Annotated in this window: 20 protein-coding genes; 2 read left to right on the top strand and 18 right to left on the bottom strand. The window is 62.8% G+C overall.

What is annotated here, in order from left to right; genetic code table 11:
- Window positions 1–3: 3 nt before the first annotated feature.
- The gene (locus tag E6W33_RS27445) at window positions 4–288 is read left to right on the top strand and encodes a hypothetical protein (protein WP_247869521.1); all 285 of its coding nucleotides are present in this window, start codon (window positions 4–6) and stop codon (window positions 286–288) included.
- Between the two features lie 64 nt (window positions 289–352).
- Window positions 353–529, top strand: a complete 177-nt coding sequence (locus E6W33_RS27440; protein ID WP_247869520.1) for a hypothetical protein — start codon at window positions 353–355, stop codon at window positions 527–529.
- Between the two features lie 84 nt (window positions 530–613).
- Here E6W33_RS27440 and E6W33_RS04620 read toward each other — a convergent pair whose 3' ends face one another.
- The 18 genes from E6W33_RS04620 to E6W33_RS04535 all read right to left on the bottom strand — a co-directional run bounded on the left by E6W33_RS04620 (window position 614) and on the right by E6W33_RS04535 (window position 13,446).
- Window positions 614–973, bottom strand: coding sequence for a DUF1799 domain-containing protein (locus E6W33_RS04620; RefSeq protein WP_136414832.1), 360 nt, complete (start codon window positions 971–973; stop codon window positions 614–616).
- Window positions 974–1,056: 83 nt separating this feature from the next.
- On the bottom strand, window positions 1,057–1,398 hold the full coding sequence (locus tag E6W33_RS04615) for a phage tail assembly chaperone (RefSeq protein WP_136414830.1): 342 nt from the start codon (window positions 1,396–1,398) through the stop codon (window positions 1,057–1,059).
- 82 nt (window positions 1,399–1,480) lie between these two features.
- Complete coding sequence (locus E6W33_RS04610; RefSeq protein ID WP_136414828.1) at window positions 1,481–2,428, bottom strand: hypothetical protein; 948 nt, start codon at window positions 2,426–2,428, stop codon at window positions 1,481–1,483.
- Window positions 2,421–2,669 (bottom strand): hypothetical protein, encoded by a 249-nt coding sequence (locus tag E6W33_RS04605; RefSeq protein ID WP_136414826.1) that lies wholly within the window; start codon window positions 2,667–2,669, stop codon window positions 2,421–2,423. Before E6W33_RS04605 ends, E6W33_RS04610 begins: the two co-directional genes overlap by 8 nt.
- A complete protein-coding gene (locus E6W33_RS04600; protein ID WP_136414824.1) occupies window positions 2,666–3,088 on the bottom strand; it encodes a hypothetical protein in 423 nt (140 codons plus the stop codon). The genes E6W33_RS04605 and E6W33_RS04600 overlap by 4 nt, the downstream gene beginning before the upstream one ends.
- Complete coding sequence (locus tag E6W33_RS04595; RefSeq protein ID WP_136414822.1) at window positions 3,085–3,480, bottom strand: DUF1320 domain-containing protein; 396 nt, start codon at window positions 3,478–3,480, stop codon at window positions 3,085–3,087. The genes E6W33_RS04600 and E6W33_RS04595 overlap by 4 nt, the downstream gene beginning before the upstream one ends.
- A 3-nt stretch (window positions 3,481–3,483) precedes the next feature.
- The gene (locus E6W33_RS04590) at window positions 3,484–3,783 is read right to left on the bottom strand and encodes an HI1506-related protein (RefSeq protein WP_136414820.1); all 300 of its coding nucleotides are present in this window, start codon (window positions 3,781–3,783) and stop codon (window positions 3,484–3,486) included.
- 96 nt (window positions 3,784–3,879) lie between these two features.
- Window positions 3,880–4,938, bottom strand: coding sequence for a Mu-like prophage major head subunit gpT family protein (locus E6W33_RS04585; protein WP_211097233.1), 1,059 nt, complete (start codon window positions 4,936–4,938; stop codon window positions 3,880–3,882).
- Window positions 4,939–5,013: 75 nt separating this feature from the next.
- Complete coding sequence (locus tag E6W33_RS04580) at window positions 5,014–5,415, bottom strand: hypothetical protein (RefSeq protein WP_136414818.1); 402 nt, start codon at window positions 5,413–5,415, stop codon at window positions 5,014–5,016.
- Window positions 5,416–5,455: 40 nt separating this feature from the next.
- Window positions 5,456–6,592: a phage protease gene (locus E6W33_RS04575; protein ID WP_136414815.1), complete on the bottom strand. Its 1,137-nt coding sequence runs from the start codon at window positions 6,590–6,592 to the stop codon at window positions 5,456–5,458.
- 246 nt (window positions 6,593–6,838) lie between these two features.
- A complete protein-coding gene (locus E6W33_RS04570; protein ID WP_168798527.1) occupies window positions 6,839–7,369 on the bottom strand; it encodes a phage virion morphogenesis protein in 531 nt (176 codons plus the stop codon).
- A gap of 120 nt (window positions 7,370–7,489) precedes the next feature.
- A complete protein-coding gene (locus E6W33_RS04565; RefSeq protein ID WP_136414811.1) occupies window positions 7,490–8,737 on the bottom strand; it encodes a phage minor head protein in 1,248 nt (415 codons plus the stop codon).
- A gap of 2 nt (window positions 8,738–8,739) precedes the next feature.
- Window positions 8,740–10,314 carry a DUF935 domain-containing protein gene (locus E6W33_RS04560; RefSeq protein ID WP_136414809.1) on the bottom strand — a complete coding sequence of 525 codons (1,575 nt, stop codon included), beginning with the start codon at window positions 10,312–10,314 and terminating at the stop codon, window positions 8,740–8,742.
- Entirely contained in the window at window positions 10,311–12,086 is a 1,776-nt protein-coding gene (locus E6W33_RS04555) for a hypothetical protein (RefSeq protein ID WP_136414807.1), read from the bottom strand. The genes E6W33_RS04560 and E6W33_RS04555 overlap by 4 nt, the downstream gene beginning before the upstream one ends.
- Window positions 12,083–12,592, bottom strand: coding sequence for a DUF1804 family protein (locus E6W33_RS04550; protein ID WP_136414804.1), 510 nt, complete (start codon window positions 12,590–12,592; stop codon window positions 12,083–12,085). The genes E6W33_RS04555 and E6W33_RS04550 overlap by 4 nt, the downstream gene beginning before the upstream one ends.
- Entirely contained in the window at window positions 12,592–12,918 is a 327-nt protein-coding gene (locus E6W33_RS04545; RefSeq protein ID WP_136414802.1) for a hypothetical protein, read from the bottom strand. The genes E6W33_RS04550 and E6W33_RS04545 overlap by 1 nt, the downstream gene beginning before the upstream one ends.
- 13 nt (window positions 12,919–12,931) lie before the next feature.
- Window positions 12,932–13,189, bottom strand: a complete 258-nt coding sequence (locus E6W33_RS04540) for a TraR/DksA C4-type zinc finger protein (protein ID WP_211097232.1) — start codon at window positions 13,187–13,189, stop codon at window positions 12,932–12,934.
- Window positions 13,186–13,446: a hypothetical protein gene (locus tag E6W33_RS04535; protein WP_136414800.1), complete on the bottom strand. Its 261-nt coding sequence runs from the start codon at window positions 13,444–13,446 to the stop codon at window positions 13,186–13,188. The genes E6W33_RS04540 and E6W33_RS04535 overlap by 4 nt, the downstream gene beginning before the upstream one ends.
- Between the last annotated feature and the right edge of the window lie 14 nt (window positions 13,447–13,460).

The raw sequence follows: 13,460 nt of genomic DNA, 5'->3' as shown, positions 1-13,460 counted from the left end.
TTCATGGCCAAGCACGATCAATTCGCGGGTGGCGCCCGCCGTGGCGAACGCGCTCTTCTGGGCGCCAGACGCCATCTGGTCATGCGCATGCTCGGCCGTGTCGCCCACCTGCTTGAGGCCGTGCATGGTCTGTTGCCACACCGCGCCGCCGGCGGTATCCATCAGCTTTTGCGTGGCCTGGATCTGCTTCTGCAGGCTGCGATAGGCTGCGTCGGTAGCAGCATCGAGGCTTGCCGGCACCGCACCGCTGGACGCAGCCTTGTTCAGGGATTCGAAGTCGGCTTTTAACGCGCGCAGCTTGGCGCCAAGCGGATCGTATTTATCGACCAGGCGTTGCACCTGGTCGGAGGCCATGGCCGTCGCGTCGCTGTTCTTGGCCATGGCGGCCGTGGCGGACATCCAGGTCTGCGCGGTGACGCCGCTCAATTCCTTTTGCGCGGCCGACATGCGCTGTGTGGCCGTCTCGGCAGCCACACCGGCGCGGGACGTGGCGTCGGTGATCTTGTCGATGCTGTCGACGGACGGCTGACTGCCATCGACCTTGATCCTGATGCCAAACTCTACGGGCGCATTCATTGCGTGACTTTTCTCTCGTTTTCAGGCTGAAGGGCTACTAGTCCGACTGCTGCGCCTCCTGCTTGCGCATCTCCTGGAGGGCTGCGCGCTCCATGACCAGGATGCCCTCGTAAATCTCCGAACGATCCTTCTTCTTGATTCCGCGCATGCTGAACAGGATGGGTATCGCCTCATGCTTGAGTGCGGTCCGGACGAGCCGCGTGCTGAAACCGCCTAATCCGCCGGCAAGTGGCAAATTGATTGAAGCCCAATGCCATTGCGTCTCGATCGCACGGAAGGCTTGGACGGTTGCCCAGTTTTCCTCAAAGACTTCGAACTCATCGACATCCGCTTGCTCTTCTTGCTCACTCTTGATCTCGGCGCCGGCGATCTCTTCGTCCAGGCCAAACGCGGCCATGTCGTCCGCCACCTGCGCGCTGACATGGGTCTTCGGGCGCGTGATACGCTTGCCGCCGCCGGCCCACCAGACGGCGGCATCCGTCAGTTTTTTCGCTTGGCGCCATGAACAGTGGAGAAGAACGTCTGGACGATCGTCGGACGCGTCGGATGGATCTCCAGCAATGCAGCGAGGTTTGCGGGATTGAATTCCAGGGCAGTACCTTCCTCATCCGCAACCGCACTCCATCCCACCATGACCTCATCAATCAGTCCGGCATCTGACAATTCACTGTCCTTGATACGCTTGTAGATGGAGTCCAACTCGGTCTGCGTCGGACGCTTGAACTTCGCTTCGAATACTCGCTGGACGGTCTTGCCGTTGTCGGTCGGCACATCGACCTTGACTTCGGCGGTGTAGGTGGGATTGACGGCAATCTTGAACATGGAATCTCTCCTGGGAGTAGCAATGTGAATTGAAAACGTTTTAACGCGAGGTATGCCCCACCCGTGCGGGAGGGGCACGGTGTTACAGGGCGGTCAGCACGATCTCGTCGTTGCCGACCGATGGTGTCGGCTCCAAAGTGATTTTGTAGGCCAGCAAGTCGTCGATCTTGTCGTAATCCACGCCAATCAGCTTGGCCTTGATGTCGGTCTGAACCTTCTTGCCGGCTGCGGAGCCATGCGTTGTCGTGAGATCGACGACCGTCCCGGCATCCACAAGTGCAAACGGGTCGAAGGTACCCAGATCCGGGGCAAGAACCGTCACGCTCGCCTGCGGCGCACGGTCCGTGATCGCGACTTCCACTTGCGGGCCCGGCAGGTTGATACGCGCCATCTTGTTGCCAAACGACCAGTCGAGCGAAGAAAACGCCAGATCAATGCCATTGAGCGTGAGCGGCAGGGTGTTGGCGCTATTGACACCTTCCTCCAGCTGCCAGCCGGTACGGGTCACGGCCGGGAGATCCTCGGCGAGCGGCGCGATATAGAGACTGTCGAAGCTGAAGCTCAGCATCGGAATTCCCTTGGCAGCCATCTTGCCTTTTACCTCGCCGCGCATACCGGTCAGCTTGTGGAGCGTGCCGTCGATGTTGATGTAGCACGACGCGCTACCGAATGCCGCGCTGACCACGTTGTAGGCAGACGATGTCGCCGCCGCAATCGTTTCGGATGTGCCGCAGGCCAGCATCAACGGTCCCCATTTCGGGGCGGTACCGGCAGCGCCCGAACCGACCATGGCGACATCGAAACTGAGCTTTGCCCATTTGCCGACCACGACGGATCCGCTATTGCCCATGTAGGGCATTTCGATGTTGCGTTCAACCTTGTCGACGTCCATCGGCGTCAGCGTCACGTTGCGCGCCTCGATCCAGTTGGCAGCACCGGTCGGCGCAGCGTCTGTGCCGTAGGCGGCTTCGGTCTTGACCAGGATGGCCTTGTTCTTCCACTTGCGAGGGGTTGCGATCAGATTAGGCACGCTTCTTCTCCTTTACGTTGGGCTGGGAATCGGCGGCCGGCGCCGCATCGGCCGCAGCTGCGGCATCAGCGGACTCGCCACCACTGTTGGTATCAGCCATGGCTTGCACAGCCTCAGCCTGGGCTTCCTCGACCGGAACGCGGCGGCCATTGGTCAGGTCGACCACGTAGCGCCCGCCCTTGCCCCAGTGCGGGCAGTCCGGAAAAATCGAGGGGATATCAGTGCGTTTTTTGGCACTCATAAAACACTCCTGTCGACATACGACGATTGATAAATGTCCTGCCACCACATGTGGCCGTCCCGAAAGGCCAGCAAACCGCCTGGACCGCGCTCCAGCGGGTCATAACCGGCTTGCGGCTGCCAGCCAAGCAGCTGCGCCTTTGTCGCGTTGCGCAGCGCGTCGAGATCGACCTTGGCGGCCAGCCCCTTGGCGTCGGTCAGGTTGCGCACCACGAAGACCACGCCGATCTTGGTGCGCACGTTCTGGATCACGACTGGCGCATCGACGCTTTGTCCAGGCGTTTCTTCCAGCGGGATCACGAAGACGCACGGTGTCACCTTCGGATTGCTCTCGACGGCCGCCTGGAAGCCGGCGGCGCCTTCGACGAGTTTTAACGCCGGCACGGTGTCCTTCAGTCGCTGGATCACTTCGTTGATCATGGCCGACCCGCCCGTGTGAAGACTCGCTCCGCCGCCGTCATCGTGACAGTCGCGGCAGGTGCGGATTCGGCCTTGAAGGACGAAACCAGGAGGACGCGGCCATCCTGCACAGCGCGCAGCCAGGCGATGGCGTCGGTGAAGTCGTTGCGAGAGCGTTCCGTGGCGGAATCTCCCAGCAGGTTGTAACGTGCGATCGCGCATGCCAGCTGCGGCAAGATCCCCGGCACCGGCGACAAGGGCAAGACATAACGGCCGGACAGATAACCATCGATCAGGGCGTCGGCGTCGGCCAGCGCGCGATCGACAGCGCCGGCGGGCAGAGCTGCCTCGCGCTGGGCGACTTCATCTTCCCCGTAGCGCTGTTCCAGGTCTGTGCGGGTGGCGTAGGGCATGGATTACTCGTCCTTGCTCTCGTCTTCGGCGTCGGCCTGGATTTCGACTTCGCGCACCTTCAGCGCTGGCTCCGCCTTGAGCGTGGCGATCTGCTCTTTGGTCAGCTCGGACAGCGGCACGGTAGTTGGTTGCTTAGACCAGGACAAACCAGCACGACGGAAGCCATCCCGAGTCGAACACACTTCGAGGCCAGCGGTGCTTGCCGTCGACTTCTTTTGCTTGCCGCTCTGTTCTTTGGAGGACGATCCGGTACCGGCCGGGTTTGTGCCGGCATTTGCCGCCGGCGTGTCGTTTTTTGCCATTTCAGGCTCCAGATGAAATGATGTTGGGTTCCTGTTCCAGCCCCCGCCCATCAATCAGGGCGGGGGCCGACAGCTTCGCTCGCGGGGTGTATCGGGTTAGACGCTGCCGTCCGAGCCGTAGGCCAGCTGCCAGAAGCCGTAGCCGCCGGCAGCGCGTGCCTCGGCGCCGAACTTGAACTTCCGGCGGTTGAACACATCGTCGGCTGACATGTCGGTCTGCTGCACGAAGACCGGCGCCTTGCGCTCCTGGTAGATGAACGGCTTGACTGGCTTGGTCGTGTCGAGCAGGAACCAGGCGGTATCCGATTCGATGCGGCCGTCGACCACCACTTCGCAGGTGCCCTTGTACGGATTCGGCTTGCCGTCCTCCAGGCGATCGGTCGTCACCAATGCGTTGGCCGTGTCTTCCAGCGCCGGGCCGACCATCAGAATGTTCGGCTTGCAGTTAAGCGGACGGCCTTCGTCATCCTTGAACTTGCGCATCGCCGTGCGGCCGGCGCCGAAGCTGGCCTGTGCGGCGGCCAGTGTGGCGATCGACAGTGCCTTGGTACCCTTGTTGCTGACCGAGGCGGTCGTTCCGTCCTTCTGCTTCACCGGATGGTCGGTGTCGAAGAAATACTGGCCGTCGTAGCAAATTGCCGTAAAGCCGTTGTTCACCAGGTCAATGACGATCTCGTCGGGCAGCTGCGCCGCCGATTCGCCGGCCATCTGCGCCTGCGGAGCGTAGATGCCGAGGTTGTCATCCTCGATATCGTTGCGGTCTACCTCGACAGTGGCTTCAAAGTCATCGTTGACGATGGTGTACTTGAAGCCTTCCAGCGCCTTGACCGCCTTGTCGCCGATCCATTTGCGCATCTTCGGAAACTTCGACAGCCATGCGTAATCGTTCTGTCCAGACGTCGACGGCACCTTCATGGCGATCTTCTGCCATACCGAGGGCGCGGCGCTGAAGGCATTGTTGAAGGTCGTTTTCAGACTGATGAACAGGTTGCTGAGGCTTTCCTTGTTGACCAGCATGCCGGCCGCAAGGAAGGTTCCACCATGGTCGCCAGTCGCAGGAAGCAACGCGGCGATTGCCGGCACGTTAACAAGGGCAAACAGCGCGCCAAGGGCGATGCCTGCCAGGAGTCGGATTCGGAAATGTTGGGATTTCATTGTTTGCAAGTCCTATATAAGTGACTGTGTCTCGCCACCCAGGGCGCGATCGGCTGCGCCCTGGTGCGAACGCCTTTACTCGACCCAGACGCCGTCCGCGTCCAGTCCGACGACCTTGCCGGCAGCGGAGCGCGTGCCTCCACCATCGGTCTTGGCCACGGTCTGGTCGTCGACGATGTAGCAGGTCTTGCCCACTTCGGCCTGGGTGATCGCGTCGGCGCCGCTGTTTGCCCACTTGAACGCCTTGTTGCGGCGGACAGTGACGGTTTTCGCACCATCTGCGCCGGCCGAGTTATCGACGCTCTCATCGGCGCGGCCGAGGTAGACCAGGTTGAGCGCGGTCGAGCCAGGCTCGGCATAGCCGGCGTTGGCCACGACGATCGCGCCGGCGTAGATCTTCGTGGCCCCGGCAACGAGAACCGGGAGCAGATCGCCGTCCTTGTGCGGGGTGTTGCGGTCAGCTGTGAGTGCAGCCATGGATGTCTCCAATCAAGAGGTAGATGAACGGACCGCCGGCTTACGCCTGCGACGCGGCCTGGAGGTTGTTGCGGAAATCCTCTTCCGAGATGCCCATGGCGCGGCATAGCGCCACCTGGTTCTCGGTCAAGGCGCCGGGTTTGTCGCCGGACGGAGGCGTACCGCCGGTCTGCATGCCCGTCAGCGCCGCGATCGGCTGCGCGACGTCGATATAGGCCGACAACGCCGCGAAGTCCTTGCCGCCCCACTCGCGTGCCCAGGCTTCCTGCGACGGCAGCAGCTTGCCGGCGTCCATGGCTTGTTTGATCAGGCCATCCAGCTTTGTCGTATTCAGCTGGGATGTGAGCGCAGCGACCTGTGTCTGCAGCTCCTGCATGACGCCGATGGCGACGAATTTGGCCGGATCGGGCGTGGCAGCTGACAGGCTGGCGATGGCTTGCTGTTGCGCCGCCAGGTGCGCAACGAGGTCGAAGGAAGCGGCGGCGGCCTGGTCCGGCACAGCCTGTTTGACGGCCTCGGTCAGCTTCTGCAGCTGGGCGAGGATATCTTCCGCAGTGGCGCCGACCGGCAGGTTGAGCAGCCAGCGAAGTTGTTCGAGCAGTTCGTCCATTGAAGGAACCTCCTGAGAAAGGGACGCGGTGGATTGATGGGGGGTGAAGTGCCGCGAGGCGGCAGCCAATAACACTTGGTCCATGCCGTCGACCGCAGGGTTATTGGTAATGGCGGCCATGTAGAGGACGGTGATCGTTCCTGTGTCCTTGTCGTAGCCGAAAACGGGGGAGATGTAGCGGTACTTATCGGCCGCGATCATTTCCTTGGCATCGTCGGTCCATTCGACATCGACCGCGAACAGGCCGATGCCATCGCGCCATTCCAGTTTCTTGAACCAGCCGGCGGCCGGGGCCGGCTGGCCATTTTCCTTGGCGCGCAGGGTCTGGTGGTCGTAGTCGATGACGTAGCTGGTCTGCCTGGCGTCGGCGGCAGCGATCAGCCGCTGCGCCACGACGGCGTCTATATACCAGTGCGGCGCGTCCATCGGCCGGCCGTCCAACCCGCGGAAGATCCCGGCCGGCGTCAACTGCAGCTCGTTGCCCGTTGTCAGGGACATGGAGCATGCCGCCACGGCGAACAGCGTGGCAGGAATCGTGGCGCGGCGGGGAGTGGCTTTCTTCGTCATGTCCGCCATGGTGCCGGCGCGCGCGCGGCGAGAAACTACTGACAGTTGTCAGCAGGCATTTTGATAGCCAGAAATGGGAAAGCCGGGAGGAAAGAGAAATTGACAGGCGGCAAGCAGGCCGGGAAGCGCCGGCAAGGCCGTTAAATCAGCGTTAAAAACTTTCGCTGCAGGAACCGTGCGGGAATGTGCTGCCCACCTCCAATTAAATCGCCCAAACGCGGAAAAAGCAAATCGGACATTTTCCGGTCAATCCTCCAGGTATTGACGGATGCGATCGACGATCGCCTCGGCTTCGTTCGGATACAGCTCGCCGCTGGCCGTGATCGGGAAGAACGGCCGCGCCGGGATATCCCCCCACAGGTTCGGGAACTGTGCCTTGGTGCCGCCGAAGTGCTGCATGGCCGCGTAAATCATCGTCGAACTCACGAGCAGCGAGGTTCCGCCAACGACCACGCTGCTGAACTGGCGGGCGAGATCGCCGGTTTCGCCCTGCAGCGGGCGCTTGCCCATCGCCAGCTGCTGCCCCTTGGAGGTGATCTTGCCGGTCTTCTTGGAAAAACCGCCCCTGCTCTGGATGTATCGCATCAGGGTCGATGGTGCGTTCGGCTTCCACCTGGCGCCGTCCGGTCCGACCCCGGACGAGAAGCGCATCTTGATGCGCTCGATGATGTCTTCGCCGATGGCCATCAGGACCGGCGACATGTCTTCCATCCGGCCACGCAGCTTGGCCAGCGCTTCCTTGACTTCCTGGTTGTCGACCTGAATTACCTTGTTCATGGCTTTTTGCCCTATACTGAATCGTGAGCCGGCGAGCTGTGGAAATCTCGGAGTCCACAGGCTTCGAAAGCCGCCCCTGGCGGCCTGCATGGATGGAGGAACGTCCGACCTCCCGCCGGTTCACATTACCACCTCATACAGCTTGCCAACGATCCATCCGGCGAGCGCGTCTTTTGACACCCGGAAGGCCGACACCAATAGATTGGTCTCGCCCTTTTTCTTTTTCAGCAGGTAATCGAATTCCACGGCGATCCTGGCATCGCGCTGCGGATCAGACGTCGAGGCAACATAAAACAGCTTGCCGTGCACCGTGTCGAACAGGATCTGGTCCGGTTTCTCCAGGATGTCAGGCAGGCGCGCCCAATCATCGGCTGTTAGCGCGTCGCCGGCTTCCTGGTGCCGTATGGCTTTCCTGCCGACGATGAGGGCATCCTGCACCGCAATCTCGGCCGTGACCGGCACAATGGCCTTGTTCGCCTCCAGCCACGCCAGCGTCTCGGGTGCGATCGCGCCGACGATCGCCACACGGCCGCGCTTGACCGGATCCGCCAGCACCTCACCCAGGAATGCCTGGTAGGCGGCCTGCATCTCCTGCTGCAGGATCGGCCGCATCGCCTCATACATGGATGCGCCGACCGGTGCGTCCAGGTTGATCAGTTTTTCATCAATGAACTCTTTGAGCGGCTTGCTGACGCTCGCACCCGGTGCGTAGTCGAACCCCTTGTCGATGCCCGGCGGCGCTCCGGTGATCGGGTCGGCGGTATCCCAGCCGGGCGGCGGCGTGGCGCGTCCCTCTGCCTTGGCCTTGTCATACTCTTTCTGGTCGACCGCAGTGACCCAGCAATGACAGAACCAGCCATTCGGCGGGAAATGCGTCAGCCAGAACGGATGGTCCCAGGGCAGGACCAGGCCGTCCCAGGAGACGTGCAGCGGACGCGGATGCATCACGCCGTCCGCATGGTGGTACTTCCAGTACGGCCGGACTGACAGCAAGGCCGGATTCGTCAGCTGCTTCCAGCGCCCGGCCGCGTAGCTGGTGGCCATGTTGGTCTGGTAGATGACGCGCGTGCGCCAGGCATGGCCGGCCGCGCTGCCTTCGCCGGTCCAGCCGACCCAGCCGTGCTTGAGGACGACATCCTTGAATTCCTTGCGGAACGCTTCCAGTCCCTTGCCGTCCTCGATGCGCCGCTGCATGGCCTGGTGCAGGTCATTCACCAGGTCGGCATTGGCCGCACCGGCAACGATGAAGGCGCGGTCGTGCGCCGCCTTCAGGATGTCGTCGTATCGTTCGGACGGAAGCGCCAGCTTGTTGCGGAAGAACTCCAACTGCTCGGCGAACGGATTGTTGAGGCCGATATCGACGGTCACGTTTAACGCCCCGCCTGCGCGTCGGCCATGCCTTTTATCTCGGCCAGCGCCATTGCGGCCGTCATGATCTTGACCAGCTCCTCGGGCGGTTGGCCGCCGAATGCGGCGACCAGGTCACGCTGCAGGGCCGTCAGATCGGTGGCCTGGTCGACCATGGCCTTGATCGCGTCGATCCGGGCAGTCCAGATGGCAGCGGTTGCCGCGCCGAGCTGGTCGGCATCGGCTTCGCTCGGGTCGGGCGCCTCGGCCGACAGCGCGGCAGTACCGGTGCCGAGCTGCAAGGTCAATGCGGCGGCGGCCGGCGGTTGTGACTCAGGCTTGGCCGGCACCAGCACGGCTTCACCATCCTTCGGCTGCGGGATCTGCAGCTTTTCCTGCGCCCAGGCGACTGGAACCTTCAGTCCGATATTGACCAGGCCCGGCAAGGCGTCCGCATATGCCTTGAGGTCGACCGCCTCACCGAGGTCGAACATAAAGCGCGGACAGCGGGACAAGCCGTCGACGCCGCCCCGGTTGAGCGCGATGAGCGGATAGACCAGATCCCGCGTCAGCGTTGCGCCGAGCTGGCGAGCATCGCTGCGCATGATGTCGTGGCGCACCTCGTTATGCACTTGACCCAGCGCATAGCTGCCACCGCCGTTGGCACCGGTGTCGGCCGACAGCGTCTGCCCGAGGATGCTCTTGGACTGCGATCGCTCGGCCCACTCCATCATCTTCAGGTGCGCGGACTCGCCGGCGCCGCCCGTGATCTTTTGCACTTCCAGCGTCATCTCGGCCGGCATGATCGCGCGCGCATCATGACCAAGCGCGGTGACTGCCCGCATCAGGCTGTCCTTCTCCTCGCCCGTGGCGCCGGAATGGTATTTGCCGACGATGATCGGCAGACCGTAGGTTTCCAGGAACTCGGCGAAGTCGCCCAAGGCATACGCCTTGTACAGGAACGGCCATACCAGGGTGCGATACAGGCCCATGCGCCCCATGTAGCCGGTCTTGGCCTTGCCATGGGTATGCATGACCCAGCCGAACGGGATCAGCGGGATACCGTCCATGGTCGCGTCCATCAGGCGCAGTTCGGTGCGTGAACGGTCCAGCCGGAACCATTCCTGCGGGCGCGGATGGAAGGACGGCAGCAGCTCGCCTCCCTCGTTGCGCCATTCCAGTTCCACGGAGGAGAAGCCGTGGCCAACGCCTTCCATCATCGCCAGCAGTAAGTCTTCGAGCGGGTCGACCGCATCCTGCAACACCTCCCGTACCCACTCTGCAGCGGCCTTTTCGGCGGCACTGGCATTGCGCGGCGGGACGATGTCCCAGGACAGACCGACGATCGCGTTCTTGCGCTTGTCCATCTCGGCGCGCAGGTGGCCGTCGCGCTCCTCCATGTCGGCGAACAGGCGATGCTGGTCCAGCAGGTTGCCCTGGTCGGCTTCCAGCAGGGTGCGCGCCAGGCGGGTCGGCGTTAAACCGCCGAGCATCGGCGTCAGGTACTGGTTCTGCAGCGCCGAGATCCGGGCGGTCTGCGGCTCGTCCAGGACGACGCGGTCGATCGGCTTGCCGAATTGATCAAGAATCTTTGTCACACCATTCTCCTGGAGTGCGTGTCGCCACCGTCACGGCTTGCGTCAGTATTGACACCGCCGCGCCGTGGGACGCTTTGATGTTCGTAAATGCCGGCACCGCGTGTGACCGCGATGCATTGCAGGATGTACAGGGCAGAGAGGCCGTCGTAGTGGTGGTTCGGCTGCGCCTGCGGCCAGGTGTCCAGCTCGTCCAGCAGCTGCTTGAGCTTGGCGTGCAACAGGATGGTCGGATAGAACTGGTCCGTGATGAACGGCTCCAGCGAATCGATCCGGACCTCGGGCGCCACGGTCGCCGTGATCCCGACCAGCGGCAGCGGCACACCGGCCTCGATGCCGGCCTTGATGAAGGTCTGGCGCGAATGCTCGAACGCGCCGTTATTCTCGAAACCGATCGCACGGCAGCGGAACTCCCGCTGAATCGCGATCAAGTCGGCCTCCAACTTGGACGGCACGCGTCGCTTAATCAGCGCCTCGATCACATGCAGGCGCTTCATGCGGGGATCGAAGCCGCCGACCAGGATGGCCGACGGGTCGGAGGTCTCCCCCTTGCCCATGGACGGGTCGCACGCACCGAACATGATCCAGTCCAGCGCCCGCTGCACCCAGAACGTGATGTTCCCGAACACCTTGTCCTCATCGGTGCGCGGATCGCCCTGCATTTCGGTATTGAACGCGCGGCGTGCGGTCGCCCGCTGGCGCATCAGCCAGAACAGCGATCGCACCGCCGGCCAGGAGACCACCGCGCCGGCGTCCATTGCCGCCTTGTTGGCCAGGTAGAAGCGGTATGACGGCAGCTCGCTGTCCGCGACGACCTTGCCGGCCCTGGCGGCCTCTTCGGCAGCGCGGGCATCGGCGTTGCGCATCATTTCCTCGCACTGCTCCCACAGCGCCATGTCGGTCGGCATCTGTTCGATCGCGCGGAAGTGATGCACGACATGGCCGATGGTGCGCTTGGCGCGGGAAATCGGATCGTCCTTGTCCAGGATGGTACCGACACCGGCATATTTGACGCTGCCGTCCGGCGGGCCGAGGTAGTCGATCGCCTTGGTCAGCCAGTTCCAGCGGTTCTCACGCTCGGTCGGGCTTTTGGCTTCCGCGTCGGTGATCAGATCATCGCCCATCAAGAGCTTCGGCCGGCTGGCGCCGTGGAAGGTGCCGCGAATGGCCTGCTCGGCACCGAACGGCTCCACCTTCACGTTGGTCCTGGTGACGATTTCGCCGACCTTCCAGATCGATCCTCGACCGCAGACCTCCGGAAAGTCCATCGCCAGCGCCGCATTGACCGTCAGCTCTGTCTTGACGACTTCGACCAGCTTGGTCGGCAGCTTGGTTTCAGCGCCCAGCAGGATGATGTAGTCGATGAAGGGTGGTAGATCTCCCTGCCAGCCGATCTCGCTGCGCACCTCCGGCCGCTGCAGCAGCCCCTGCACGGCGCACCAGACTGGTCCGATCTTGGTCAGCAGCGACGACTTGGCCTCGCCGCGCGGCGCGATCCACCATTCCTTGACGCCGCCAGGCTGGCGCAGCAGCTGCGGGAATCGGCTGCAGAACTGCGCCTGGAACAGAGAGGGTTCGCCGCGTACATGGTGCGGGAAATAGGTGTAGGCGAAGAACCGGAAGTCGCCTTCCAGCACGCGCTTGCGGCGCTCGCGAATCGCCTCCGGCGACGCCGATAGGCCGATCTTGTGCGCCTCGATGTCCTGACGCAAAGAGCTGACCAGTTCGGCCAGCTCGTCCTTCAATTCCTTCAGCGTTAAATCGTTGCGACTCATTTGGCATCCGCCAGTATCTTGGGCAGCACGTCGCCGAACGGTTCCAGTATCTCGACCAGGACCGAGCCGTGCTGCGGGAAGCGCTCCTGGACGAACTCGGCCAGGCCGCGCAGGACGGTCATGCCGATCGCCAGGGTGTTGGCTTCCGGCAGGAACTTCTTCATCGCCGCCATGCTCTTGTGGATGTTGTCCATCAGGCTGGTCAACAGTTCGACGCGCGTGGCCGCCTGCATGTCCTTGTCGGCCTTGATCAGCTCCAGCACCGAATTGAACTGCACCAGCATCTCGGTCAGGATCTGCTGCGCCAGCTGCTCGACGTCGCCGCCGGCCAATGCCGCTGCGCTGCGCACCTTGTCCCAGTCGTCGCCTTCCTCGGCCGCCTTGCTCTTCCAGCGCTTGGCGGTCGTATAGGCGACGCCGGCCAGCTTGGCGGCCTGGTCCATGGACAGGCGGTCGAAGACGTAATGCTTGCGCACCAGGGCGCGGACGTCGTCACTTTTTGCCATTACAGTCCCAGCTTGCGCTTCACCAGCTCGATGAGGGCGGCAACCGCCACACTGGAGCCGACACCGGCGATCACGCCAGCCTTGGCCGCGCCGTTTTCCAGGGAGCGGATGCGCTCCTCATGGTTGTCGACCCGGTCTTTCAGCGCTTTCGGGTTGGCGACTTCCAGCTCGCGCAGGCGCAGGTCGTGCTCATCGAGACGGCGGCTGACCTTGGCATCCAGCCCGGCAATGCTGCCTTCTAGGCGTTTTGATACATTTGTCTGCTCGTCCAGCTTGCCCTCGATGCGCCCGAGGATACGGGCCAGGTCTTCGTTACTGATTTGCATGCGTACCCTTCTTTTAACGGTTCATGATCTTGTTACGGACCTCAACGTCCCGCTGACAGTCCGCACATCTGGTGCAGTTCGGCACTGCCTTTCGACGCTTGGCGGGAATCTCGATCCCACATGCGCCGCAATGCGTTACTTCATGGCCCAACTGCTCGACGACGCGCTGATGGTGCTGGATCTCCTGCTCACGCTTGAACTGCTGCAGGCTGATGGCGTCAGCGCGGTCCTCTTCTTCCGCCTTGGTCGCACGGTCAAAAATATCCGTCACTGCTCCCCCTCGGTCGACCGGTACCAGTCAATCCAGCCGGCGACGCGATTGCGACAGACGTGGTACAGGCGCGACAGCTCGATATGGTTGTCCACGGCATCCTCACCGTCCTTGAGCATCGGCACCGGGCCGCACTCCTGCAGCAGGTTCGCTTGCGGCGTCGCCGTCTGCCCCCGCGTTTGCCTCGTTCCAGCGGCGCAGGCTGACAGGATCAAGCACGCAGCCAGCAGCAGGATGCTGTTTCTTATCGCTTTCATAGTCGGCTCGAAGT

It is taken from the genome of Herbaspirillum sp. ST 5-3 (genome assembly GCF_004804275.1).
In the GTDB taxonomy this organism is placed as follows: domain Bacteria; phylum Pseudomonadota; class Gammaproteobacteria; order Burkholderiales; family Burkholderiaceae_D; genus Noviherbaspirillum.
This window is presented reverse-complemented; position numbering and strand designations above follow the sequence as displayed.